The sequence below is a fragment of the Paraburkholderia sp. RL17-381-BIF-C genome, assembly GCF_046026435.1.
Classification (GTDB): Bacteria; Pseudomonadota; Gammaproteobacteria; order Burkholderiales; family Burkholderiaceae; genus Paraburkholderia.
This window is the reverse complement of the sequence record NZ_JARESX010000042.1, coordinates 1-22,378: the sequence shown is the minus strand read 5'-3', so window position 1 is coordinate 22,378 and position 22,378 is coordinate 1. Positions and strand designations below refer to the sequence as shown.

At 63.1% G+C, this 22,378-nt stretch carries 20 protein-coding genes; 9 read left to right on the top strand and 11 right to left on the bottom strand.

Annotated elements, in window-relative coordinates; translation table 11 throughout:
- Positions 1 to 114: 114 nt before the first annotated feature.
- Positions 115 to 840 (top strand): pirin family protein, encoded by a 726-nt coding sequence (locus P0D70_RS23670; RefSeq protein ID WP_408186241.1) that lies wholly within the window; start codon positions 115 to 117, stop codon positions 838 to 840.
- 125 nt (positions 841 to 965) lie between these two features.
- Positions 966 to 1,379: a DoxX family protein gene (locus P0D70_RS23665; RefSeq protein ID WP_408186240.1), complete on the top strand. Its 414-nt coding sequence runs from the start codon at positions 966 to 968 to the stop codon at positions 1,377 to 1,379.
- An 85-nt stretch (positions 1,380 to 1,464) separates the two neighbouring features.
- On the opposite strand, the gene P0D70_RS23660 is transcribed toward P0D70_RS23665, so the two are convergent.
- The 5 genes from P0D70_RS23660 to prpR all read right to left on the bottom strand — a co-directional run bounded on the left by P0D70_RS23660 (position 1,465) and on the right by prpR (position 8,342).
- Positions 1,465 to 2,619 (bottom strand): alkane 1-monooxygenase, encoded by a 1,155-nt coding sequence (locus P0D70_RS23660; RefSeq protein ID WP_408186239.1) that lies wholly within the window; start codon positions 2,617 to 2,619, stop codon positions 1,465 to 1,467.
- A 429-nt stretch (positions 2,620 to 3,048) separates the two neighbouring features.
- On the bottom strand, positions 3,049 to 3,636 hold the full coding sequence (locus P0D70_RS23655) for a YjaZ family protein (protein WP_408186238.1): 588 nt from the start codon (positions 3,634 to 3,636) through the stop codon (positions 3,049 to 3,051).
- Between the two features lie 285 nt (positions 3,637 to 3,921).
- Complete coding sequence (gene ahpF, locus P0D70_RS23650) at positions 3,922 to 5,514, bottom strand: alkyl hydroperoxide reductase subunit F (RefSeq protein ID WP_408186237.1); 1,593 nt, start codon at positions 5,512 to 5,514, stop codon at positions 3,922 to 3,924.
- A gap of 152 nt (positions 5,515 to 5,666) precedes the next feature.
- Positions 5,667 to 6,230 carry an alkyl hydroperoxide reductase subunit C gene (gene ahpC / locus P0D70_RS23645; RefSeq protein WP_408186236.1) on the bottom strand — a complete coding sequence of 188 codons (564 nt, stop codon included), beginning with the start codon at positions 6,228 to 6,230 and terminating at the stop codon, positions 5,667 to 5,669.
- A 126-nt stretch (positions 6,231 to 6,356) separates the two neighbouring features.
- The gene (gene prpR / locus P0D70_RS23640; RefSeq protein ID WP_408186235.1) at positions 6,357 to 8,342 is read right to left on the bottom strand and encodes a propionate catabolism operon regulatory protein PrpR; all 1,986 of its coding nucleotides are present in this window, start codon (positions 8,340 to 8,342) and stop codon (positions 6,357 to 6,359) included.
- Positions 8,343 to 8,534: 192 nt separating this feature from the next.
- Between prpR and P0D70_RS23635 the strand changes: the two genes are divergently transcribed.
- The 3 genes from P0D70_RS23635 (at position 8,535) to P0D70_RS23625 (ending at position 11,685) form a co-directional block, all read left to right on the top strand.
- Positions 8,535 to 9,416: an isocitrate lyase/PEP mutase family protein gene (locus P0D70_RS23635; RefSeq protein ID WP_408186234.1), complete on the top strand. Its 882-nt coding sequence runs from the start codon at positions 8,535 to 8,537 to the stop codon at positions 9,414 to 9,416.
- Positions 9,417 to 9,773: 357 nt separating this feature from the next.
- Positions 9,774 to 11,213, top strand: a complete 1,440-nt coding sequence (locus tag P0D70_RS23630; protein WP_408186233.1) for an MFS transporter — start codon at positions 9,774 to 9,776, stop codon at positions 11,211 to 11,213.
- Positions 11,214 to 11,250: 37 nt separating this feature from the next.
- Positions 11,251 to 11,685: a GNAT family N-acetyltransferase gene (locus P0D70_RS23625; RefSeq protein WP_408186232.1), complete on the top strand. Its 435-nt coding sequence runs from the start codon at positions 11,251 to 11,253 to the stop codon at positions 11,683 to 11,685.
- A gap of 90 nt (positions 11,686 to 11,775) precedes the next feature.
- Here P0D70_RS23625 and P0D70_RS23620 read toward each other — a convergent pair whose 3' ends face one another.
- Together P0D70_RS23620 and P0D70_RS23615 are read right to left on the bottom strand one after the other, a co-directional pair.
- Complete coding sequence (locus tag P0D70_RS23620; RefSeq protein ID WP_408186231.1) at positions 11,776 to 12,654, bottom strand: 2OG-Fe(II) oxygenase; 879 nt, start codon at positions 12,652 to 12,654, stop codon at positions 11,776 to 11,778.
- A 92-nt stretch (positions 12,655 to 12,746) separates the two neighbouring features.
- Positions 12,747 to 13,226 (bottom strand): nuclear transport factor 2 family protein, encoded by a 480-nt coding sequence (locus P0D70_RS23615; protein WP_091809265.1) that lies wholly within the window; start codon positions 13,224 to 13,226, stop codon positions 12,747 to 12,749.
- A 402-nt stretch (positions 13,227 to 13,628) separates the two neighbouring features.
- Between P0D70_RS23615 and P0D70_RS23610 the strand changes: the two genes are divergently transcribed.
- Together P0D70_RS23610 and P0D70_RS23605 are read left to right on the top strand one after the other, a co-directional pair.
- Complete coding sequence (locus P0D70_RS23610) at positions 13,629 to 14,225, top strand: hypothetical protein (protein WP_408186230.1); 597 nt, start codon at positions 13,629 to 13,631, stop codon at positions 14,223 to 14,225.
- A gap of 146 nt (positions 14,226 to 14,371) precedes the next feature.
- Complete coding sequence (locus P0D70_RS23605; protein WP_408186229.1) at positions 14,372 to 15,715, top strand: DUF2325 domain-containing protein; 1,344 nt, start codon at positions 14,372 to 14,374, stop codon at positions 15,713 to 15,715.
- 23 nt (positions 15,716 to 15,738) lie between these two features.
- On the opposite strand, the gene P0D70_RS23600 is transcribed toward P0D70_RS23605, so the two are convergent.
- Positions 15,739 to 16,140, bottom strand: a complete 402-nt coding sequence (locus P0D70_RS23600) for a winged helix-turn-helix domain-containing protein (RefSeq protein ID WP_286162198.1) — start codon at positions 16,138 to 16,140, stop codon at positions 15,739 to 15,741.
- A gap of 205 nt (positions 16,141 to 16,345) precedes the next feature.
- Here P0D70_RS23600 and P0D70_RS23595 point away from each other — a divergent pair, with 205 nt between their 5' ends.
- Together P0D70_RS23595 and P0D70_RS23590 are read left to right on the top strand one after the other, a co-directional pair.
- Positions 16,346 to 17,236: an extracellular solute-binding protein gene (locus P0D70_RS23595; RefSeq protein WP_408186228.1), complete on the top strand. Its 891-nt coding sequence runs from the start codon at positions 16,346 to 16,348 to the stop codon at positions 17,234 to 17,236.
- A gap of 5 nt (positions 17,237 to 17,241) precedes the next feature.
- The gene (locus P0D70_RS23590) at positions 17,242 to 19,104 is read left to right on the top strand and encodes an ABC transporter ATP-binding protein/permease (protein ID WP_408186227.1); all 1,863 of its coding nucleotides are present in this window, start codon (positions 17,242 to 17,244) and stop codon (positions 19,102 to 19,104) included.
- Here P0D70_RS23590 and P0D70_RS23585 read toward each other — a convergent pair.
- From P0D70_RS23585 to P0D70_RS23575, 3 genes are all read right to left on the bottom strand, one after another.
- Positions 19,086 to 20,528, bottom strand: a complete 1,443-nt coding sequence (locus P0D70_RS23585) for a nicotinate phosphoribosyltransferase (RefSeq protein WP_408186268.1) — start codon at positions 20,526 to 20,528, stop codon at positions 19,086 to 19,088. The two genes, P0D70_RS23590 and P0D70_RS23585, sit on opposite strands and share 19 nt — an antisense overlap.
- Positions 20,529 to 20,681: 153 nt before the next feature.
- Complete coding sequence (locus tag P0D70_RS23580) at positions 20,682 to 21,884, bottom strand: CpaE/TadZ family protein (RefSeq protein WP_408186226.1); 1,203 nt, start codon at positions 21,882 to 21,884, stop codon at positions 20,682 to 20,684.
- Positions 21,885 to 21,951: 67 nt separating this feature from the next.
- Positions 21,952 to 22,236, bottom strand: a complete 285-nt coding sequence (locus P0D70_RS23575) for a hypothetical protein (RefSeq protein ID WP_408186225.1) — start codon at positions 22,234 to 22,236, stop codon at positions 21,952 to 21,954.
- Between the last annotated feature and the right edge of the window lie 142 nt (positions 22,237 to 22,378).

Here is a 22,378-nt window from a genome sequence, read left to right as displayed (position 1 = left end):
TAGTGACAGTGTTTCCGTTTTAAGCTCGATTATAGCCATCCGGATTGACCTACACTGTCGTTCATGGATCGCGGACAAACATCTGGCCGGATCGCACAACTCAGGAGAAAAAAGATGCTTGAAATCAGACACGCCAGTCAACGCGGCCGCGCGGAGCACGGCTGGCTCAGTTCGCGTCACACATTTTCCTTCGCGAACTATCATGATCCGAAGCAGAATGGCTTCTCCGACCTGCTCGTCATCAACGACGACCGCGTCGCGCCGGCACAAGGTTTCGGCAAGCATCCGCACCGCGACATGGAAATCTTCTCGTATGTGCTGGAAGGCGCCTTGGAGCACAAGGACACGATGGGCACCGGCTCGGTGATCGTGCCTGGCGACATCCAGTTGATGAGCGCAGGAACCGGCGTCGCGCACAGCGAGTACAACCATTCGAAGAGCGAGCCGGTGCACTTCCTGCAAATCTGGATCGCGCCGGGGCAAAAGGGTACGGCGCCGCGTTATCAGCAGCGCCACTTCGGTGCCGACCAGAAGCGCGGTGTCTTGCGCCTCGTGCTCTCGCCGGATGGCGCGAACGACTCGCTGGTGCTGCAACAGGACGCCCGGGTCTATGCCGGTCTCTTCGACGGCGAAGAAACTGCACGGCTCGAACTGGCCAGCAATCGTTATGCGTATGTTCACGTGGCGCGCGGCAGCGTGAGCGTGAACGGCGTCGAGTTCAAGGCAGGCGACGGTGCGCGTGTGCGCGGCGAAGAAGCGCTAACCTTCACGCAAGGGCATGACGCGGAAGTGTTGGTGTTCGACCTGCGCGACATCGAAATGTCGGAGTTGTGGGCCTAAGCGGCTTGCGTGACTTGACTGGCCTCGCGGCCTGAAGGCCTGAAGGCCCGAGGGTCCAGAATCTGGGCGGGACTCGCCGGAAAACACTGGCGGGCCCCACTCTTCCTATCCTGTGAGAGAAAATCATGCGCTATACGCTATTGGAAAATCAGAAAGACGCGGTCATTCTCGTCGCCCGCATTCTGTTGATGGTGCTGTTCATCATGTTCGGCTGGTCGAAGCTGACCGGCTTTGCCGGCACCGTGGCTTATATGACTTCGAGCGGCGCACCGGTGCCCGAGTTGTCGGCGGTGATCGCCGTGGTGATGGAGTTGGTGGTGGGCATTGCGCTGCTGGTCGGTTTCTTCACCAGGCCGCTTGCCCTGTTGCTGGCGGTGTATACGCTCGGCACCGCGATCATCGGCCACCATTACTGGAATATGACTGGTGAGGTGCAGTACGACAATATGATTCACTTCTACAAGAACATCAGCATTATCGGCGGACTGCTGTTGTTGTGCGTGACAGGCGCAGGGAAGTATTCGATCGACCGGCGTTGAATCCGCACGCCGCTGCACAGCACACTGACAAAAAAGCCGCGCGGTTGACCCCGAGCGGCTTTTTGTTTGTATCAACCCGTCAGCGCTAGCCCGCAAACTGCGCGAGGACGCGCTCGCGAATGGCCGGGCGGATATTCGACTGCGCCATGTCGCCTCGATAGTGCGCGACCACGCGTGGATTCATGACGCGAAACCAGAGTGGGGGCACGTAGGCGAGCATGATCATCGTGGCGTAGCCGGAAGGCAATTGCGGCGCCCCGTCGAAATGACGCAGCGCCTGAAACGACCGCGTCGGATTCGCATGATGATCGGCGTGACGTTGCAATTGATACAGAAACAGATTGGTCACGATGCGATTGCTGTTCCACGAGTGCTGTGACTGGCAACGCTCGTAACGGCCGCTCGCAAGCTGCTTGCGGCCAAGTCCGTAGTGCTCCAGATAATTGACCACTTCGAGCAGCGACGCACCATACACCGCCTGAATCAGCAGGAACGGAAGCACCGTTTTGCCGAATAGCGCGATCATCGCCCCCCACAGCACCACGGTCATGGCCCATGAATGCAGGACCTCGTTGCGCCACGTCCACGGCGACTTGCCAAGACGCGCGAGGCGCTGTTTTTCGAGCCGCCACGCGGACGCGATGCTGCCCGACACCGTGCGTGGCAGAAAGGCCCAGAACGATTCGCCGTAGCGCGCGCTGGCGGGATCGGGCGGCGTGGCCACCCGCACATGATGCCCACGATTGTGTTCGACGAAAAAGTGTCCATAAGCGACCGGCGCCAGCGTGATTTTGGCGAGCCATCGCTCGAAGCGATCCGTCTTGTGGCCGAGTTCGTGCGCCGTGTTGATCGACACGCCGGTCGCCGCGCCGAGCGAGAGCGCGAAGCCCAGGTAGTCGTACCATTTCAGCGCATGTGTACCCACGATCCATAGCGCGCCGAAAAACGACATGTACTCGATGAACGTGGCGAGATAAACGACGCGGCGGTAATAGCGCTCTTTTTCGAGTGTGGGGACAATCTCCTCGGGCGGATTACTGGGATCGTCGCCGATCAGATAGTCGAGTACCGGAATGATGCCGAACACGAAAATCGGCCCGAACCACCAGAAGATGTGCCAACCGGTGTTCAGCGCCAGACTTGCGGCGTGCAGCGGCAAGGTGATGGTGAGCGCGCCGAGCAGCCACCAATAGCGCTTGCCGTCGACCCACCGCGCGGGCGCCGCTTGCGATGTTGCCATTGTCTCCCTCCTTGTTTTATGTCGCCCGGTGTCCACGCGTGGCGGCAAGGCGCACGCACGGGTCGGCGGGACTTTTCCCGACTCCCAGATTTATATGGCTTGGCGAGCGGGATAGCCAAGGAATTGCGCCAGGTGGGAGTCTCCAAACATAGGGGGCGCTGAAGAGGCGTGTGGAGTGTGGATCGAGCGGGGGAATGAAACGGGTGTTTGGGAAGCGGCTCGCCTCGCGCAAGGCGGCTTGACCCTTGCTGGGCGAATCCATATAATCAGCTTTCAAAACTACGTACGAGCGGGTGCGAAAAACGTAGCGCCGCCCGGGCAACCGGGTTCCACCTGGAGTGGAAAATTCGCCGAGAGGCAGATAGAGAACCCCGCATACAACGGCTGCCGAAAGGCGGCCGTTGGTTTTTTAGGCTCGCTTTCTCGCGTCTACGCACGAATCTTCCGACCTTCATAGGTCGCCCGCAATAAAGTCGTCAAGGCCACCCTCTTGGCCTGCCGCTGGCGTTTGGTCAGATTTCGCTCGAGAAGATAGGCGGATTGAATCCTTAAGACAAGACGTTGCCGTCTCGCCTTATTCTTTTCCACGTCGAAAAACACTGCGTATAACGACGACGTTCCATCGTCGTTTATCTGTTGCATGGTCACAAAATTCGGTTGCCGCTCATCAGCGACAACAATGGGACGACTGCACAGTGTCATCACGAGATTTCTCAGCAAACGCTTTGACAACCTGTAGCGGCCGGGATCGAGCACTCGCTGCTCACGCCCGTCGTCGTAAATCTCGGTGTCTGGAATTTCCGCACGCGCTCTTTCATCGCGTGCGAAGCTGTGCGAAAAACAATGGCAGGAAAACATCACGACCACTGTTACCACGCAATTGCCACCAAGGTCACATTTGAAAGCGAAAGAATCCAGGTGGCTCAAATCCCATGTTGAGCCATCGTATTCGATTGATTGAAAGCGGTGTACAGCGTGTTCGGCTGAATCAAGTACTTGTATTTCAAACTTCGACATAGACGAACGACGGGCATGGACCGGTTACATTCTACGTCTCACTCATTCATTCGTTATGCAGATTGACTCTACCAAATGACATAGGACTCGCCGCTTTCTTAGTCGATACCGACAATGTCTCATTCAAGCAAGAGCAATGGAAAACTCGATAAGGCCTTTCCTAAAAAACCGTTGCAAAACACGGCACTCCACCGAGGAACGAGACTCTTGCGCAACAGCCCTGTACGGCAACCTCAAACAAAAACGGCGGCCCGAAGGCCGCCGTCCACTTTCCCTACCACCACCTCAAGCTGCTACTTCGGCCTCAACCTCACTAGCCACTTCCACTTCTTCGCTATTGCGGATCAGGTAATCGAATGCCGAGAGCGATGCCTTTGCGCCCTCGCCCACGGCGATCACGATCTGCTTGAACGGCACCGTGGTCACGTCGCCCGCGGCGAACACGCCCGGCACTGAGGTTGCGCCGCGTGCATCGACAACGATCTCGCCGTGCTTCGACAACTCCACCGTGCCTTTGAGCCATTCGGTATTCGGCACGAGACCGATCTGTACGAACACGCCTTCCAGTTCGACCTGCTTCACTTCGCCCGAACGCAGATCCTTATAGACCAGACCGTTGACCTTCTTGCCGTCGCCGGTGATTTCCGTGGTCTGTGCCTGCGTGACAATGGTCACGTTCGCGAGACTGCGCAACTTGCGTTGCAGCACTTCGTCGGCACGCAACGTGGCGCCGAACTCGAACAGCGTCACTTCACGCACGATACCCGCGAGGTCGATTGCCGCTTCGACGCCCGAATTGCCGCCACCGATCACCGCAACACGCTTGCCCTTGAACAGCGGACCATCGCAGTGCGGGCAGTACGCCACGCCATGATTGCGGTACTCGCGCTCGCCCGGCACGTTGATTTCGCGCCAACGCGCGCCGGTTGCCAGAATGATCGTCTTCGCCTTCAGCACCGCGCCATTCGCGAGACGCACTTCGTTGATGCGGCCGGGGATCAGCGCTTCAGCGCGCTGCACGTCCATGATGTCGACTTCGTAACTCTTCACGTGCTGTTCGAGCGCCGTGGCGAACTTCGGCCCTTCGGTTTCCGTCACGGAGACGAAGTTTTCAATAGCCAGCGTATCCAGCACCTGGCCGCCGAAGCGCTCCGCCACCACGCCCGTCGCAATACCCTTGCGCGCCGAGTAGATGGCCGCAGCCGCGCCCGCGGGCCCGCCGCCGACGATCAGCGTGTCGAACACCGGCTTCTTTTCCAGTTCCTTCGCGGCACGCGCACCGGCGTTGGTGTCGAGCTTCGCGAGAATTTCCTTCACGCCGCTGCGCCCCTGGCCGAACACTTCGCCGTTCATGAACATGGTCGGTACCGCCATGATCTGGCGCGCTTCGACTTCGTTCTGGAACAGGGCGCCGTCGATCGCCACGTGGCGGATGCGCGGGTTGATCAGCGCCATCACGTTCAGTGCCTGGACGACTTCCGGGCAGTTCTGGCATGACAGCGAAAAATACGTTTCGAATTGATAGTCCCCGTCGAGATTGCGGATCTGTTCGATCACGGCGTCTTCGAGTTTGACCGGATGGCCGCCGACCTGCAACAGCGCGAGGACGAGCGACGTGAATTCATGCCCCATGGGAATACCGGCGAAACGGATGCCCGTTTCCTTGCCCGGCTCGCCGATCGAAAACGACGGCTTGCGCTCGGTGTCGCCACGACGCTCGATCACGGTGACGCGTTCCGACAACGTCGCGATATCGTTCAGCAATGCCAGCAGCTCTTGCGATTTTGCGCTGTCGTCGACCGATGCGACGATCTCGATAGGCCTGCTAACCTTTTCGAGGTACGTTTTCAACTGAGTCTTGAGATTGGCATCAAGCATGGCTATTCGATTCCGTGACGATGGGTGTTGGGTTCCCGGCGCCGCACGCATCCGGATAGGACAGGTGCGGTCCGGGGACGCGCGAACCACTGTAAGAAGCGGTCCGCACGATGAGGCGCCGCGAGGCGCCCGGTAACACTGGTCCTGAGACCTTAGATCTTGCCGATCAGGTCGAGCGACGGGGTCAGCGTTTCTGCGCCCGGCGTCCACTTGGCGGGGCACACTTCACCCGGGTGAGCCGCGACGTATTGCGCAGCTTGCACCTTGCGCAGCAGTTCGCCGGCGTCACGGCCAATGCCGTTGTCGTGCACTTCGCTCAGCTTGATCTCGCCTTCCGGGTTGATCACGAACGTGCCGCGCAGTGCCAGGCCTTCTTCTTCGATCAGCACGTCGAATGCGCGCGAGATCGCGAGCGTCGGGTCAGCCAGCATCGGGTACTTGATCTTCTGGATCGTGTCCGACGTGTCGTGCCATGCCTTGTGCGTGAAGTGCGTATCGGTCGACACGCTGTAGATTTCCACGCCGAGCTTCTGGAATTCGGCGTAGCGATCGGCCAGGTCACCCAGTTCGGTCGGGCAAACAAACGTGAAGTCGGCCGGATAGAAAACGAAAACCGACCACTTGCCCTTCAGGCTTTCTTCAGTAACGGTCACGAAATCGCCGTTGTGATAAGCCTGTGCCTTGAACGGTTTGACTTGACTATTGATGATCGGCATTTTGCTGAGTCCTCTTTCTGAGTGGTTGGAAAGTGGAGTCAGTATGTCAGACGTCGCTTAATAGGTAAAGCGGATTGTTTTAATGATGGCGATAGTCTTACGCTATTTATCAGCTCTCGCGGGCTATCACGCCGTGGATTGGTCTTTCATGAGCCGCCAGAGGGTCGTGCGGCCGATTCCTAACGCCCGGCTTGCCGCTGCGCGGTTGCCGCCAGCCTTTTCGAGAGCGTCCAGAACGTCCTCGCGGGTCGGGCTCGAGCGGGCCGGGGCGGTTTCGGCGGTGCCGTTCGAGCCATTCGGGCCGCTTATGCTCGCTTTGCCGGCCGTCGCCTGCTCCATGCGTCCGAATTCCGGAAACACCGCCTGCCAATCCTCATCGGCTTCGCCGGCAGCGCCGCCAGGATAGATCGCGGCGCGCGTCAACAGATTTTCCAGTTCCCGGACATTGCCGGGCCACGCGTAGCGGGCGAACAGGGGCGCAAGAAACGCCAGCACCCTCTCCACCGCGGCCTCCGACAACCCATATTGGAGCGCGCTGCGGCTTAACAAGTGCTGCGCCAGTTGCGGGACGTCTTCACGACGTTCGCGTAGCGGCGGCAATTCTATCTGAAGCAGATTCAGACGAAAATACAAATCCGCGCGAAATCCGCCCTGCTCGACCAGCGCGTGCAGGTCACGGTGCGTGGCGGCGATCACTCGAACGTCGACCGGCGTGGCGCGTCCCGAACCGAGCTTCATCACCTCGCGCTCCTGCAGAACCCGCAGCAGACGGCTTTGCAGCGCCGCCGGCATCTCGCCGATTTCGTCGAGGAAAATCGTCCCGGTATGGGCGATTTCGAACAGGCCCGGCTTGCCGCCGCGCCGCGCGCCGGTAAACGCGCCTTCCTCATGGCCGAACAGTTCGCTCTCGATCAGCCCTTCGGGCAGCGCCGCGCAATTGAACGCGACGAACGGATTGCCGCGCCGCCGGCTCGCATTGTGGATGCCCTGCGCGACCAGTTCCTTGCCGGTTCCGCTTTCGCCGCTGAGGAGCACGGTCGCGTCGTGCGCCGCGCCTGCGCGCGCGAGCCGCCGCACACGGCCGAGCGCCGCCGAGTCACCGATCAGATCGTCCAGTTGATGCCGCGCCACCAAATGTTTCGGCCGCTGGCTGGTGCGCAGCGAGCGGTCGATCCGCTGCGCGACCAGCGCGTCCTGCAGCGTCACCACGGAACCGGAGCGCACGCCCTGTTCGACGATCGGCACGCAATTGACGATCAGCGCGCGGGCGCCGATCTGCTCGATACGCTCCTCGATGGGAAGGTCATGGTCGAGCGTCTCGCGCAGCAGCGGCCCGACGGCGCGCTCCACTTGCGCGGACACGTCCCGCTCGCGGTCGATGCCGAGCAGATCGAGCATGGCCGGGTTGACGGCCTCGACCTGGCCGGCGTCGTCGAAAGCGGCGACGCCGTCGCGCAGATGCGCGACGATCGTATTCAGGCGCACGCGTTTCGATTCCTTCTGACGGCTCACGCGCGCCAGTTCCACTGAGCGCTCGAACGCTTCCTCGACCGCGCCCAGCGAATACAGGAACACGCTCGCGAGGCCGGCCTGCTGGGCTAAATCGCAGGCCATGCCGGGTCCGATGATGACGCTGCAGCCTTCGGCGGCGAGGTTGTCGACCGCGAGCCGCACTTCGTCGATCGAACGGTAGGCGCGCTGTTTCAGGCCGACTTTCAACCACGCGCTCAGGTCGGCCAGTTCGTGCGAGATCGTTTCGTGCAGGACGAGGCCGATCTGCGCGTTGGGCCAGCTGGTCGTGGCGCGGGTGATCGCGCTCAGCACGTCGAAGCCGTTCACCTTGACCATCACCACCGGCACATTCAGGTTATCGCGCAGGTACGCGCCGTTCGAGCCGGCGGCCAGCACGACGTCCACCGAACCCGCGTCCACGTAAGCCTGCAAGGCGGTGACGGCGGCGCCGTAGCCTTCCCGAACCGAAAAGAATTTCGCGCGCCCGGCATAGCGCGGCGCGACGGTCTCGCAAAGCGACTGCAACCGGCTGATACTCACCAATGCAACGCCTGGGCGGCCCGGATCGGCATTCGCGAGGGACGACGGGAAAGTGGACACAGCAGCGCTCCGTTCTTTTCTGAAACGTTCCATGAAACGTTCCACGGAACACGGGCTCCATTGTGCCACCAACCGTCACGCCTCGGCTTTCCAGCTAACCTGTTGATTGTTCGAACCAAATCGCCGAGACGACGAAATGGCACGCTTCCTGCACAACTACGCCCTGCCTTTTCCTTCTGGAGACACACTGTCATGAGCACTTCCGCTACCCGCCGCGCCGCCTTCCGCGCCAAAGTCAACCAACGCCAGGGCCTGCTCGTGCCTGGCGCCTTCAACGCGATGAGCGCGCGCGTGATCGAGGACGCCGGTTTCGAGGCGATCTACATTACGGGCGCGGGGGTCACCAATATGTCGCTCGGCCTGCCCGACCTCGGTTTCATCGGCCTTGCCGAAGTGGCCGAACACACGGCGCGAATTCGCGACGCGGTCGCGCTGCCGCTGATCGTCGACGCCGACACCGGCTTCGGCAACGCGCTGAACGTGCGCCAGACGGTGCGCGTGCTCGAGCGTAGCGGCGCCGACGTGATCCAGTTCGAAGACCAGATCATGCCGAAGAAATGCGGCCACTTCGCCGGCAAGGAAGTGGTGAGCGCAAGCGAGATGGTCGGCAAGATTCGCGCAGCCGTGGATGCCCGCGAAGACGGCAATCTGCAGATCATGGCGCGCACGGACGCGGCCGCGGTCCACGGTATCGAGGACGCAATCGAGCGCGGCCATCGTTTCATCGAAGCCGGCGCCGACATTCTGTTTATCGAAGCGACCGAATCGCTCGCCGACATCGAGCGTCTGCCGGGTCTGTTCGACAAGCCGCAACTGATCAATATCGTGATTGGCGGCAAGACGCCGGTGCAATCGCGCGAGGCGCTCGCCAAGCTCGGCTACGGCATCGTGCTGTACGCGAATGCGGCGCTGCAAAGCGCGGTGCTCGGCATGCAGCGCGCGCTCGGCACGCTGAAGAGCAATGGCCGCCTCGACGAGGACGCCACGCTCGTCGCGCCGTTTAGCGAACGTCAGCGGCTCGTCAACAAGCCGCTGTATGACAAGCTGGACCGCGAGTACGCCGCGAAAGACTGAGCGGTTTATAGAAAGCAGTGTTTCCGGTAGAGGGGCGCAGGCCGGCTTGCAGGCATGCCCCGTGCGCCGCCTGCGTGATGCGCGGCGACCGTCCTCACCTTCGGTGTGGCGCCATTTATTGCGTTAGGATTCAGGGCTGGCGCTCGCGTGCCATCCAGGATGGTTTCGCGGGCGCGTCAAACGCGGCTGCGCGCGCGTCGCTCGTCCGCCTCACGCGGATGCCGGAAACACGTTTTCGAAAGGTAGTCGCAAGAACATGAAGGCCAAACCATCGCGCCCAACGCACCGGCGCGCTCACCGCATCGACGCCCACCGGCGTTCGCACGACACGGCACGCAGCGCGGCGGAGACAGCGCAATGAGCGGCACGGATACGCGCAACGCGCATGTCGGCTGGCTGCCCTATATCGTCGCCGCCACCTTCTTCATGGAGTACCTCGACACCACCGTGATCGCCACTGCGCTGCCGCAGATGGCGCACTCGTTCGGCGTGGGTCCCAACAGTCTCAGCCTCGGCATGACGGCCTACATGCTGGCGCTGGCGATCTTCATTCCGGCAAGCGGCTGGGTCGCCGACCGCTGCGGCTCACGCACGGTGTTCTTCAGCGCGATCGGCATATTCACCGTAGCCTCCGTGTTGTGCGGTCTCTCGCAGAACGTCGTGGAGTTCACCGCCGCGCGTCTGCTGCAAGGCATGGGCGGCGCGATGATGGTGCCGGTGGGCCGCCTGATCGTGGTCCGCAGCACCGAAAAAAGCCGCATGATGCAGGCGATTTCCACCATTACATGGCCGGCAATTGCAGCTCCCGTGGTCGGGCCGCCGATCGGCGGCTTCATCACCACCTACGCGTCGTGGCGCTGGATTTTCCTGCTCAACGTGCCATTCGGCCTCGCGGCCATGGCGATCGCGCTCGTGCTGGTGCCGAACCTGCGCGGCACCGAACGCAAGCCGCTCGACGTGGTCGGCCTGCTCCTGAGCGGCGCAACGCTGACAGCGATTCTCTATGGCGCGGAACTGGCGAGCCAGCCCGGCGAGAATCCGTGGGTCGCCGGCGCGATCATCCTCGGTGGCCTGCTGATGGGCGTGGTGGCGTTCCAGCACGCGAAACGTCATCCCCATCCGCTCGTCGATGTCTCGACGCTGAAGATCCCGACCTTCTCCGTGACCGTCGTGACGGGGTCGTTCACGCGCATCGGCATCGGCGCGGTGCCTTATCTGATGCCGCTGCTCTTCCAGGTCGGCTTTGGCTTGTCGGCGTTCAAGTCGGGGCTGTTGCTGCTCGCGAGCGCGCTCGGCAATCTCGGCATGAAGGCGCTGACCACGCGCATCCTGCAGCGTTACGGTTTCCGCATGGTGTCGATCGTCGACGTGACGGTGGCCGGTGTGTTCATCATCGCGTGCGGGTTGCTGACGCCGAACGTGCCGCTCGTGCTGGTGCTGTTCGTCGTATTCGTCTACGGCGTGGCGCGTTCGATGCAGTTCTCGACACTCGCCACGCTGGCCTACGCTGACGTCGCCCAACCGCAGATGAGCGCGGCCAGCACGCTATGGAGCGCGGCGGCGCAGATGACGATCGGCCTCGGCATCGCATTCGGCGCCGTGTCGTTGCGCGCGGCAGCCTTCTTCAACGGCGAGACCACCGGCCGCCTGTTCACACTCGACGATTTTCGCCTCGCGTTCCTGTTCGCGGGCGTCGTGACACTGGTATCCGTGACCGGTTACATGGGTCTCGCGCGCAATGCCGGCCAGAGCATAGGCGGCGGGTCGCGCGGCAGCGAGGATCCGGCGAAAGGTTGACGGCGGCACGCTTCGACAAAACAGGCGGAGAGACACAGTGCACACACACGAGTTGACGATTTCGAGCAACAAGGCCGATCTCGAGATGGAAACGGTCTACACGTTCCTGTCGCAGGAAACCGCGTGGGCCAAGGGCATGCCGCGCGAGACGTTCGAGCGGGCTGTCGCGGGCTCGCTATGTTTCGGCGGCTATATCGAAGGCCGGCAGATCGCGTTCGCGCGCCTGATTACGGACGAAGCGACCTTCGCGTATCTGTGCGATGTCTTCGTGTTGCCGGCCTATCGCGGCAAGGGATATGCGTCCGCATTGATGAAGCACGTATTCGCGAGCCCCTCGCTCCAGGCTTTGCGGAGAATCATGCTGGTGACGACGGACGCGCATCACGTCTACGAGCCGCATGGCTTCCGGGCACCGGCGAATCCGGAGCGTTATATGGAGTTGCATAACCCCGACGTCTACAAGACAGCTTGAACACGGCGCGGGCGAACCACACCACAACGAATCAGGCCGGCGAGCAAATCCGCTAGCGCCGCTCAGGCGGCTGCGCGGAGTGCGCGTGCGCTAGCCGTAAGCACGTTCGCGCATCCACTTCGTCATGATCCATTTGTCGCCGGCGAGCACCGGCGCGCCGCCGTGCAAGGTCAACGGATCGAGTTGACGCTGGCCGTTCATATAGCGGAAATACACCGCGCCGCCCTGCTGTGCCGCGACCGACATGCCCGCTTCCGGGAAGATCGTTTCGCCGCCGTCGGGTACGTCGTTCAGATAGATCACCAGCGTGGCCACGCGCTGGCCGCCTTGCGCGGTATGCACCGCGCTGCCGGGTTGATCCGGCGGAAAGTAGTCGAAATGTGGGCGGTATTCGCCGGTCGTGCCGTAATGCAGAATCTGCAGCCCTTCGCCATTTTCGACCGGCCAGTTCATCAGACTCGATATGCGCCGGTCCATCCGCTCAATAAACGAATCTTCGCCGCGCTGATACCAGATGCCTTCGCTGGTGCGGTTGCGGATCACGTCTTCCTTGCCGGTGTCCGGATTCACAGTGGTGGACCGTTTCAGCCGATGCCGCGAGCGTTCGATCATCTCGGCGCACTCATCCGGCGACAACACGTCGCCGAACACGATCACCTGTGGCCGCTCGCAGCGCATCAGCACGCGCACGTCACGATCGTACGCCCGGATCACGTTGCCGCGCGCGACGGGCGGATCGTCGTACTGGTACGTTTGCGGCGCGGCCTTGGCTAGCGCCGCCTCGGTCGCGGCGGCCGCGGCAAAGGCGGCATTGGCCGGGTTCAGACCGAAGGTTTTGTGCACGGCGAGGCGCGCGGCATCTGTGGCGAAACCGGCCTGCACCATGGCGTCGATCATCGAATCCGGACTGCAGCCGCGCGCCACGTTGCTGCTCAGCCACTCTTCCCATGCGGCATCCACTACTGGCATAACGTTCCTCGTTCGTCCGCTTGAAGAAATACAGCATCACGTGGCTGAATGATAGCAAGCGCGCCGCCCTCGGCCTGAAGGCGACGCGCGGCTCACGCGCGCCGTTGCCGCCGCCGGTAAAGGTCGAGCCCCTTTCTCGCCTGGGCGCGGATGGCGCGCTGCACGAGCGGCGACCAGCCGAGCAGCGTTCCCTTGAGGCCCAATGCCTGACGGGTCCAGCTCCACAAATCGAAGCTGTCGCGATGTTCGACGATACGGCCGTCGCGGAACACGAACCGGGCGTCGATGCGGTTGACCACCGCACGACCCGTCTGACTGAAGAGGTAACTGGCCACCCAGTGCGCACGGCCGTGACGGTCGTCCGCTTCGACGCCTTCGAACGTCAGCGAGAAGTCTTGCGCGCGCGCCACCAGCATGCGCCACATATCGCGCGCTTCGTCGCCGTGCAACTCGCCGAACGCCGGGTCGCTGAAGACGACGTCGTCGGCATAACAGGCCACCATGGTTTCGGCGTCGCGTTGCTGGAACGCCGTGTAGAAACGCTGGATCAGTTCGGTGTTGGGATGGCTCATTGTTTTGACGTTTTGCGTTGCCCGGTCGTGAATGCGATCCGGAAAGCGGCCCGGCGAAAATTCGGCGACGGACACGCAGCACACGATATCGGAAAACCGGACCCACGTGGGCGGCCCGGCACGCCTATCCGTTCGACGCCGCGCTGCGCGGCAGAGCGCGGTGCCGAACAGAGGGCGGCTGGCGAGAGCAGGCCGACCGAGGTTGGGATCGCGCGATTCGCCGATCGCAATTCAAATCTGGCGTAATGCATCGGGAAACGGCGTCTATTCAACACACCTTTTGCTTTTCATTATATCCTGCCGAATATCACGGTAGGCTTCGTAGTGCGTGGCGGCGTGTCTTTCATCGCGCCTCCCCGCCGCGCGCGACGAAGCAAAACAAGCAAGCAGGAGCCAGTAGCGGTGCGCAGCCGATCCATTTCATCCGCCCCAGCAGGACGCCTCGCGCGCTTGCCGAACGAGCTTTCGTCGACCATCGTCGCGGTGAAGTCGGCGTCCGAGCGCGGTCGCGCCGAGTCGATCCGCGATGTCGTCGACGCTTACCGGCGCCTCTACGGCAGCGTGCAGCGCTTCGTCCTCATGCTGACCGACGAGCAGTGGAATTTCGCCTCGGTCGGCACGTCCGGCTCGCACTCGCTGAACCAGTTGCTATCGGTCCTCGCCGAGCAGGCGAAAGCCGCGGCGTTCGTGCGTCTGCGCGATCTGAAAGCGACGATCGAAGAAGCACGCTGCGCCGAACAGTTGCGCGACGCGATCTTTTCCGACACGTTCAGCAACGACCTCGCGGCGCTACGCAAGGTGGTCGCCGAACTCGAACGGCTCGATGCGGCCTTCGTGGGCCTGTGCGTCGCGCATGTGCTCGACCAGCACGCATGGGCGGCGGGCGAACTGGCTCCGGCAGCCGGCAAACGCGCCGCAGCCCCAGGCACGACAGACGCCACCGTGGACCGACGCAAGTTGCGCACCGCCGAACCCGCCCTCGCCCGCTCGAACGACTGAATCGCGACTGCCACAGATGAACGCTTTCTCTCGCCCACCGTTATATCCTTCCGAATATATCGGTACCCACGCTCGCGCAGCGAAAGTGCGCGACGCGCTCTGCACGCACATTCAATCCGCCTGACCAAACCGGATTCGAGATTCCCATGCACACGCCCCCGTTCCGCCTCGCCCAGCCCACGCGTCTGAAACTCTCCGGCGACGAGCTTGCCGTGACCGGCATGCGCGGCACCGATCCGTGCTGCACGCCCGGCAAGGTGTCGCTCCCGAATACCAAACGGCGCGCGCGCCTCGGCGAACTCGACAGCCATCTGCATTGTTCGATCATCGGCACGTGTCTCGGCACGCACGAATTGCGCAAGCTGGTGCCCAAATTCACGGGACTCGATCGCCACGACGCGAGCGATCTGGAGATTCATCACGCGGCGGTCGAACTCGCGATCGAAGGCGGTGCGGCCGCCAAAGCGCTGCATAAGCTGCTCGACGACCACTATGCCGGCGCGATCCGCCGCTTCGACAAAGCCACCAATGACGCGGACCTGCTCGATCGCTGGGATGAGGCGCTGAAAAGCGGCGAAATCCCACCGGCCTATTGGGCGTTAATGACGCATCCCTGTGCAACCATGCCCGTGCGCCAGAAGGCGTTCGGCGACTTGCACATGCTGTCGCATCTGGTGGGCGCCGCCAATCGCGCGGACATTCGCAGGCTGGTCGCGCTCGAAGAGGAAAACGCCGCCTTGAGAGACAAAATTGAACAGCAGCAGCGCCGCATGCAGGAACTCACCCTGCAACACGACGCGTCGCGTGCCGCGCTCGATGAGCAGATCGCCCGGCTCACAGCACGGACACCCCGTCAGATACCAGCCGACACCGCCGGTCTCGAAGCCGAGATACACCGGCTACGCGACAAACTGGTTGATGCCGATCAGCGTGTCGCGCTGCATACGAACCGTCGCGAGGCCGCGGAGCAACGGGTGCTCCAGGAACAGGACGCGGCGCTCGCGCTGCGCAAGCGCTACGATCAAACGCTGACGCTGCTCAAGCTGGTCCAGAGCGAATGCGACGCCCTCGAGCACGCAACCGCCGACGCAGCGAGTGGACCGGGCGCGCGCGCGGCGAGCCTCGACAGCGTACGCGGCAAACGGATCGTGTATGTGGGCGGAAGGCCAGGCTCCAACGCCGCGCTCAAGCGGCTGGTGGAAGCGGCCGGCGGCGATCTGGTCGTGCACGACGGCGGCGTGGAAGACCGCAAAGGCCTGCTTGCCGCGGCATTGCCGGGAGCGGATCTTGTGGTGTTTCCGGTTGACTGCGTCGATCATGATTCGATGAATACGCTCAAACGCGTGTGCGAGCGCCACCAGATCGACTATCGCCCGCTACGTACGGCGAGCGTGGCGAGCTTTGTCGAATTGATGGGCCGCCTGAACCCCGAGAATCTCGCGCGACTCGCCAATCCGCCGTCTTCGGCTTTTTGCCTGCGACACGGCTAGCAACGCCTGAAAGACTCAACCGTTCAGGAGCGGATCAACCGGGTCAGCTCGGCAATCTGTTTCGCGCAACTTCGCTGCGCCTCGACTTCGACGTCGCGATACAGGCGAATGATGGTTTCGCCAACGGAAGTCAGCGTGCAGCCGCCGCCGCTTTGCCCGCCCTGCTCCGAATGCGTGGCAGGCGACTTGAGCGAACGGTTCAGCTCGTCGATCAGGAGCCACGCGCGCCGGTACGACATACCGAGACTGCGCGCCGCCGCCGAGATCGAGCCGAATTCGCGCACGGCTTCGAGCAAGTCGACTTTGCCCGGCCCGAGAGCGACCGCGTCTGCGCTGCGAATGCGCATTCTGAAGCGCACTTCGGGGCGCGCCTTCGCGGCTTTTTTTGCCGCGGGTGCGGATTTGGTTTTGGGGGTGTCGGCCATGCGCGAAAGCATACACGAACCGCCTGGTGCTGCCACCTGGCCGGATAGCCGTCAGCGGGGGCCGGGGAAACAGTGTCCGTAGTCTTCACAATCCGGACAACCCGGCGACGATGCTGCTCAAACGAGGCAATCAGTGGGGGCTGCAAGGCGTGCAACGCGCCGACGTCGTAATATAGCGCTCTTAATAACGTTTCGGGGTCGTCGCATGATTCGCAAGCTGCTCGCTTCTCTCGTTGCTCCACTCGTGGCTGTCACCGGCATCGTGGCCGCGACGCCCGCGTTGGCGCAGGACAACACGGTCAACGTGCTGTACGCCGGCTCGCTCGTCAATCTGATGGAGCGCAGCATCGGCCCGGCATTCGAGAAGGCCACCGGCCAGCATTTCCGCGGCTACGCAGCGGGCTCGAACAAGATCGCCAACGAGATCAAGGGCAAGCTGCGTCGCGGCGACGTGTTTATCAGCGCGAGCCCCAAGGTGAATGACAGTCTGATGGGCGCGGCGAACGGCGATCACGTTACGTGGTATGTGAACTTCGCCGAATCGCCGTTGATGATCGGCTATAACCCGCAGAGCCGGTTCGCCGCGCAGTTCAAGACCAAACGCTGGGACGAGGTGCTGCAGGAGCCGGGCATCCGCATCGGCCGGACCGATCCGAAGCTCGACCCCAAAGGCGCATTCACCGTCGAGATGATGAACAGGGCGGCCGAGCTCTACCATCAGCCGGACCTCGTGCAAAAGACGCTTGGCGCAGCGGAGAACCCGGAGCAGGTCTTGCCTGAGGAAACGCTGGTTGGCCGCCTGCAATCTGGCCAGCTCGACGCCGGCTTTTTCTATTCCACCGAAACATCCGACCTGAAGATTCCGGCGCTCCGCCCGGCGCCCGAATTGCAGGCCAAGGCCAGCTACACGCTGACGATTCTCAGCGACGCGCCGAACCGTGAAGGCGCGAGCAGCTTCGCCGACTTCCTGTTGAGCGCAACAGGACGCGAGTTGCTGAAGCAACATGGCGTGGACGTCATCAAACCGACCGTGAGCGGCAACCTGCAGGCCATGCCGCCGTCGCTGCAAGCCGTGATCGACGCCGCCACGCGGTAAGCGCGGTGAAACGCACCGCTGCGCGTCCGCTGCTGTGGCTAGCCGCGCTGCTGGCCGTCTATCTGTGCGCTCCGTTTATCGCGAGTGTGCCGCAGCTCGGCGCGGCGGATTGGGCAAACGTCGACTGGCGCGCCACGTGGTCCGCAGTCGGTGTTTCGGCGGCGAGCGCCAGCGTGGCCTCGCTCGCGATTTTGCTGGGCGGCATGCCGCTCGGCTATTTTCTGGCGCGCTCGAATTCGCGCAAGGTGGCGCTGCTCGGTTTTTTCGTGCAGTTGCCGCTGGCGTTGCCGCCGCTCACCAGCGGCGTGCTGCTGCTGTTTCTGCTCGGCTCGTATAGCTGGGTCGGTCAATTGACTCACGGCATGCTGACCGATTCGTTCGCAGGCATCGTGCTCGCGGAAGTTTTCGTCGCCGCGCCGTTCCTGATCATCGCCGCCAAATCCGCGTTCGCCGCCGTCGATCCGGTACTCGACGACGTGGCCGCGACACTCGGCCATCACGCCGCCAGCCGCTTTTTCCGGGTCATGTTGCCGGTGGCGTGGCCGGCGATTCGCGCGGGACTCGCGCTCGCGTGGCTGCGCGCGTTCGGCGAATTCGGTGCGACCGTGATGGTCGCCTATCACCCGTATTCGTTGCCGGTCTATACATATGTCGTATTCGGCGGCCAGGGCCTTCCGGCGATGATGCCCTTGCTGCTGCCTACGCTTGGCATCGCGATCGTCTGCGCGGCATTGTCGATTTACAGCCTTCGGCAGAAGCGCGCACTCCCACGAACCGAAAATGGCGACGACGCGCTCGAACCCGGCACGGACCTGAGCGCGAGCCGCGGCGACACCACGGACCTGCGCCTCGCCTTCCATTTGCGGCGCCGCCTCGGCGCGTTCGATCTCGACATTGCATGGACGCCGCTCACGCGGCGTCTTGCGATCATCGGGCCGTCCGGCTCTGGCAAGTCATTGGCGCTGCGGCTGATTGCGGGGCTCGAGTCCAACGCGTCGAGCAATGTAATGCTCGGCACGACGCAATTGGACACGCTGCCGCCCGAGCGTCGGCAGATCGGTTATATGCCGCAAGACTACGGCCTGTTTCCGCATATGACGGTAGCGCGGCAACTGGCCTTCCCCGTCGATGCCGATCCCGCCAGCGCGCGTTACTGGCTCGATCATCTGGGTCTCGCGCAACTGGTCGCGCGCCTGCCGCATCAATTGTCGTTCGGCCAGCGCCAGCGGGTCGCGCTCGCGCGCGCGCTGACCCGGCATAGCGAACTGCTGCTGTTCGACGAGCCGTTCGCCGCGCTGGATACGCCGCGGCGGCGCCGCTTGCAGCAGTCGTTGCGCGCCTTGCAGCGCGAGATCGCGGCGGTGACGATCATCGTCACGCACGATCCGGATGAAGCCGCTTTGCTGGCTGACGAAGTGCTGGTCGTCGAACAGGGCCGCGTGTTGCAAGCGGGTCCGATCGACGCCGTGTTCGAGCGGCCGGCGTCGATGCGGGTGGCCGCCCTGCTCGGCTTGCACAACGTCGGCGAAGGGGTGATGAGCGCCTCGGCATACGTGGAGATCGCTCCGGGCTTCGTGATCGGCACGGGTGACAGCGGGCTCGCGCTCGACGCCGGCGAGCGGATCATGTGGCGCGTGTCGTCGCACGCCATTCACGTGACGGACGACGGCATGCATGCCGGCGTGGTCGACGCGGTCGAATTGCGGCGCGGCGAGCGCTATGTCCGCGTGAATATTGCCGGGGTCCGGTTCGACATGGCCAATGAAGACACCCGGCTACGCGAAGGCGCGCCGTGCAGGATCGACTTCCGCGCTTCAGGCGTTGCGGTCTGGCAAGCGAGCGGCTCGCGTCAGGCTTCGTGCGCGTGAGCCCGGCTCCTGATCTCGGCCAGCGACATGTCGATCAGCAACTTGCCGGAATCGAACACCGTCACCAGCGCCTCTTCCCAATCGCCTTCGACCGTGCGTTCGTTCCACTCAATGGGTAGCGTCGCGGTTCGATACTCGCCGGTATGGCGATTCAGCAGCAGCGTGAGCCGCCCTTTCATCGAACGCTTTCCGGCGTCCGTGACCGGGTCCTTGAGCACGTCGTGCCATTCATCGCCTAAACGGATCGCGGAGCATTTCATCGCGAAGCGCTGCGTGTCGCGGTTGATCTGCTGCAACAGCGCGCCGCCCATGCCGAACACGATGTTGTCCGCCGCGAAACCGGCTTCGTCGATGGCGGCGAGGATCGCTTCGATCGAGTCGGGATTCACGCCGTCGCCTTGAATCACGCGCACGTTGTCGAGCACGCGCCTGCCTTTGCCATTCACCGACGAACCGAACGACGCCTCCAGGGCCTGCATGGTTTGCAGGACGATCGTGCGCGGATCGCCAGAGTCGGGCCGGATCACGAGCATGCCGCCGGAGTCGAGCACCGCCTGCTTCAACTCCGTGCCCCAGGCATGCAGCGCGGCGAACAGATCGTAGGAATCGGACACCACCGAAACGATCGCGCCCGGCTTGCCGAACTGCGCGATCATGTTGCAAAACGCGTCGGTTTCCCGTTCGCGTCCCCATGAGGTGATCGTGCTGTGCTCCGCTGCCGGCACGGAAAACGCCGCCATCGCCTCGTTGTAGTAGTGGTTCGCCGCGACCACGCCGAGCACGGTATCCGAGCCCATGAAACTGACAAGGTGCGCCGCGCCGCCAATCGCCGCCGACTCCGCGCTCGACACCCCGCGCGCGCCGAAGTCGTGCAGCTTGAACGGCAATTGCATGAGGTCGTCGCTGCTCCTGAGCAGATAGTCGCGGATCGTCTTACGTAGATGCCAGCTTTGCGTCGCCACCGTAATCGGATACCACACGCGCAGCAGCATGGTTTCCAGATACGAAGCCAGCCAGAACACTTGCGGATCGTCGCACTCGACCGTGACGAGCACGTTGTGCGTCGGCACGACCGAGCCTTCCAGCACCGCGCGAATGCGCACCGGCAGATAGCCGCCGTAGTGTTCGACGATGTGGCGCCAGCCGGCTTCGTTGAACGGCTCGCCGTGCGTCGTGAAGAATGCCTTGGCCTGATCGATCATGGCCGGCGTGACCGGGCGGCACAAGTACTCCTTGATCAGCATCTGCAGGCCGAAGAACAGCGTGCGGTCGTAGCGCCCGCCGCGCGATTCGATGTACGAGAACATCGCCGACGCTTCGGGCGGATATTGCAGGTAATGCGACGCCTTGTACGAATCCGTGTTGAGAATCGGATTGGACAGGATCGACGCGATATCGTTGAGACCGTTGAACTCGTTTTGCATGGTCGATGCGGCGCTCACGGTGGCGCTCTCGAGAGTGATCGGGCGGATCGGGCGGGCCGGACTTTCACCCGGTGCGTCCTTCCACTCAGGATCATGCCACGCGCGTGCGAATTCCCTGCTAACACGTAGCAGATCGCGCTTGACCCGTGGAGTTCAATGCCCCGGCTTGAGCTGCGGCGGCGTATTCGGCCGCGACGCGAACAGCCGGCCGAGCACGCCTTTGCGGCGCTCGGCGCTGGACGGCCAGAGCATGTCCGCCAGCAGGCTGATGCCTTGCGCGAGCGTACTGTCTTTAGCCGACGTCACCAGCGGCACGCCGCGGCTGAGCGCCTCGTTGGCCTGTTTGTCGTCGCGCGGAAGCTGATGCGCCACCTTCGCGCCGAGCGTCTGTTCGAGCTTCGGCAGGTTGATCTGGGCGTTCTTGTCGTATTGATTCACCACGACCCGCACCTTGCTCGCCGGATAACCCAGTTCCCTGAAAATATCGAGCATGCGGCGCCCGCCGTGCAGGTACAGCAGGTTCTGGCGCACCACCATGCAGATCACATCGCTGTGGTCGAGCGCATGGATCGTGAGCGGATTGAGGCTCTGGCCAATGTCGATCAACACCGCGTCGTAACGCTCGCGCACCAGTGCGAGAATCCGCGCCAACTGGGCCGGCAGCAGTTCGGCGGCCTTGAGCGGATCGCCTGCGCCCGCCAGCACATCGAGATTTGCGTGGGCATGCATCACGCAAGATTCGAGCAGCGCGGCGTCGAGGCGCTCCACCTGGGAGCAGAGATCGGCAAGCGTGGTGGGCGGCGGTTTGTCGGCCATGAGCAGGCTGGCGTCGCCGAATTGCTGACTCAGGTCGATCAGCAGCACACGCCGGTTACTCAGCGCGGCGAGCGAATAGGCGAGATTCACGGCAATCAGCGTCGTGCCGCTGCCGCCTTTGCTCGAAGCCAGCGAGACGACACGTCCGGCGCGCCGTCCGCTCGCGTTTTTTCGCGCCTCGACCTGAATCAGGATGGTGGTGAGCTCGTCGGCGTCGAGCGGCCACGACAGGACGTGCCGCACGCCGACACGCATCGCCACGCCCAGTAATGCCGTGGATGGCGCCGGCGTCATCAGCACGCAATGCAGCGCCGGCGTGCAGGCAAGCGCCTCCTCGATGCCGTCCAGGTCACGCGCGCTCAGATCGACATCGTCGACGATCAGCAGCTCGGCGCTGCGGACCGCACGGGCGTGCGCGCGCACCTGCCGGGCCGAACCGTGAGCGGTGCGCAGCCGGTAGGCCACGCCGCTTGCCTCGAGACGCGCGACGATTTGCGGCGCGCGCTCCATGCTGGATGAAATCAGGAAGATGTCGATCATGCCGGCTCTCCGCCGCTCAGCCGCCGTCCGGTTGCCGTGGCCACCGCGACAACGGTCTATGTTCTGATTATTCGTCGGAATCGGAGGGGCGAATGTCCGCCCCGCGATCGTGGTATCGGTCCGGAGATGCCGGCATCTCATACATCGCGTCACGCAACGCCTCGCGCTGGATCTCCGCCTGCGCCTTACGCTTGATTGCTTCGGCAATGACCAGCGTCAGCAGATCGGCCGGCGGCGCGGCGAACATGGCGCGCGGCGCGGCCAGGTGGCGTTGATAAGTGGCGCCGGCCGAACGCGCGGTGCCTTCATGCGCCGGTTGTGCCGCGCCGGCGCGCTTGAAATGTATGGTCATGACAACCCCCGAAAAATATGTCTTATTTCAAGGCCGTGTCCAGGTGAGCCGTGGGGGCGCACGCGCGGGCACCGCGCCCCGGCCCCCACCGAAACAGCGCCCCCCGTTTGTGGGGTGTCTTATAAACAAAAGACGCGGGCGG

What these genes read in the sequence shown, in the direction of transcription:
- P0D70_RS23670 (WP_408186241.1), top strand. Translation starts at nt 115, where the DNA reads ATGCTTGAAATCAGACACGCCAGTCAACGCGGCCGCGCGGAGCACGGC.
- P0D70_RS23665 (WP_408186240.1), top strand. Translation starts at nt 966, where the DNA reads ATGCGCTATACGCTATTGGAAAATCAGAAAGACGCGGTCATTCTCGTC.
- P0D70_RS23660 (WP_408186239.1), bottom strand. Translation starts at nt 2,619, where the DNA reads ATGGCAACATCGCAAGCGGCGCCCGCGCGGTGGGTCGACGGCAAGCGC.
- P0D70_RS23655 (WP_408186238.1), bottom strand. Translation starts at nt 3,636, where the DNA reads ATGTCGAAGTTTGAAATACAAGTACTTGATTCAGCCGAACACGCTGTA.
- ahpF (WP_408186237.1), bottom strand. Translation starts at nt 5,514, where the DNA reads ATGCTTGATGCCAATCTCAAGACTCAGTTGAAAACGTACCTCGAAAAG.
- ahpC (WP_408186236.1), bottom strand. Translation starts at nt 6,230, where the DNA reads ATGCCGATCATCAATAGTCAAGTCAAACCGTTCAAGGCACAGGCTTAT.
- P0D70_RS23635 (WP_408186234.1), top strand. Translation starts at nt 8,535, where the DNA reads ATGAGCACTTCCGCTACCCGCCGCGCCGCCTTCCGCGCCAAAGTCAAC.
- P0D70_RS23630 (WP_408186233.1), top strand. Translation starts at nt 9,774, where the DNA reads ATGAGCGGCACGGATACGCGCAACGCGCATGTCGGCTGGCTGCCCTAT.
- P0D70_RS23620 (WP_408186231.1), bottom strand. Translation starts at nt 12,654, where the DNA reads ATGCCAGTAGTGGATGCCGCATGGGAAGAGTGGCTGAGCAGCAACGTG.
- P0D70_RS23615 (WP_091809265.1), bottom strand. Translation starts at nt 13,226, where the DNA reads ATGAGCCATCCCAACACCGAACTGATCCAGCGTTTCTACACGGCGTTC.
- P0D70_RS23605 (WP_408186229.1), top strand. Translation starts at nt 14,372, where the DNA reads ATGCACACGCCCCCGTTCCGCCTCGCCCAGCCCACGCGTCTGAAACTC.
- P0D70_RS23600 (WP_286162198.1), bottom strand. Translation starts at nt 16,140, where the DNA reads ATGGCCGACACCCCCAAAACCAAATCCGCACCCGCGGCAAAAAAAGCC.
- P0D70_RS23595 (WP_408186228.1), top strand. Translation starts at nt 16,346, where the DNA reads ATGATTCGCAAGCTGCTCGCTTCTCTCGTTGCTCCACTCGTGGCTGTC.
- P0D70_RS23585 (WP_408186268.1), bottom strand. Translation starts at nt 20,528, where the DNA reads ATGCAAAACGAGTTCAACGGTCTCAACGATATCGCGTCGATCCTGTCC.
- P0D70_RS23580 (WP_408186226.1), bottom strand. Translation starts at nt 21,884, where the DNA reads ATGATCGACATCTTCCTGATTTCATCCAGCATGGAGCGCGCGCCGCAA.
- P0D70_RS23575 (WP_408186225.1), bottom strand. Translation starts at nt 22,236, where the DNA reads ATGACCATACATTTCAAGCGCGCCGGCGCGGCACAACCGGCGCATGAA.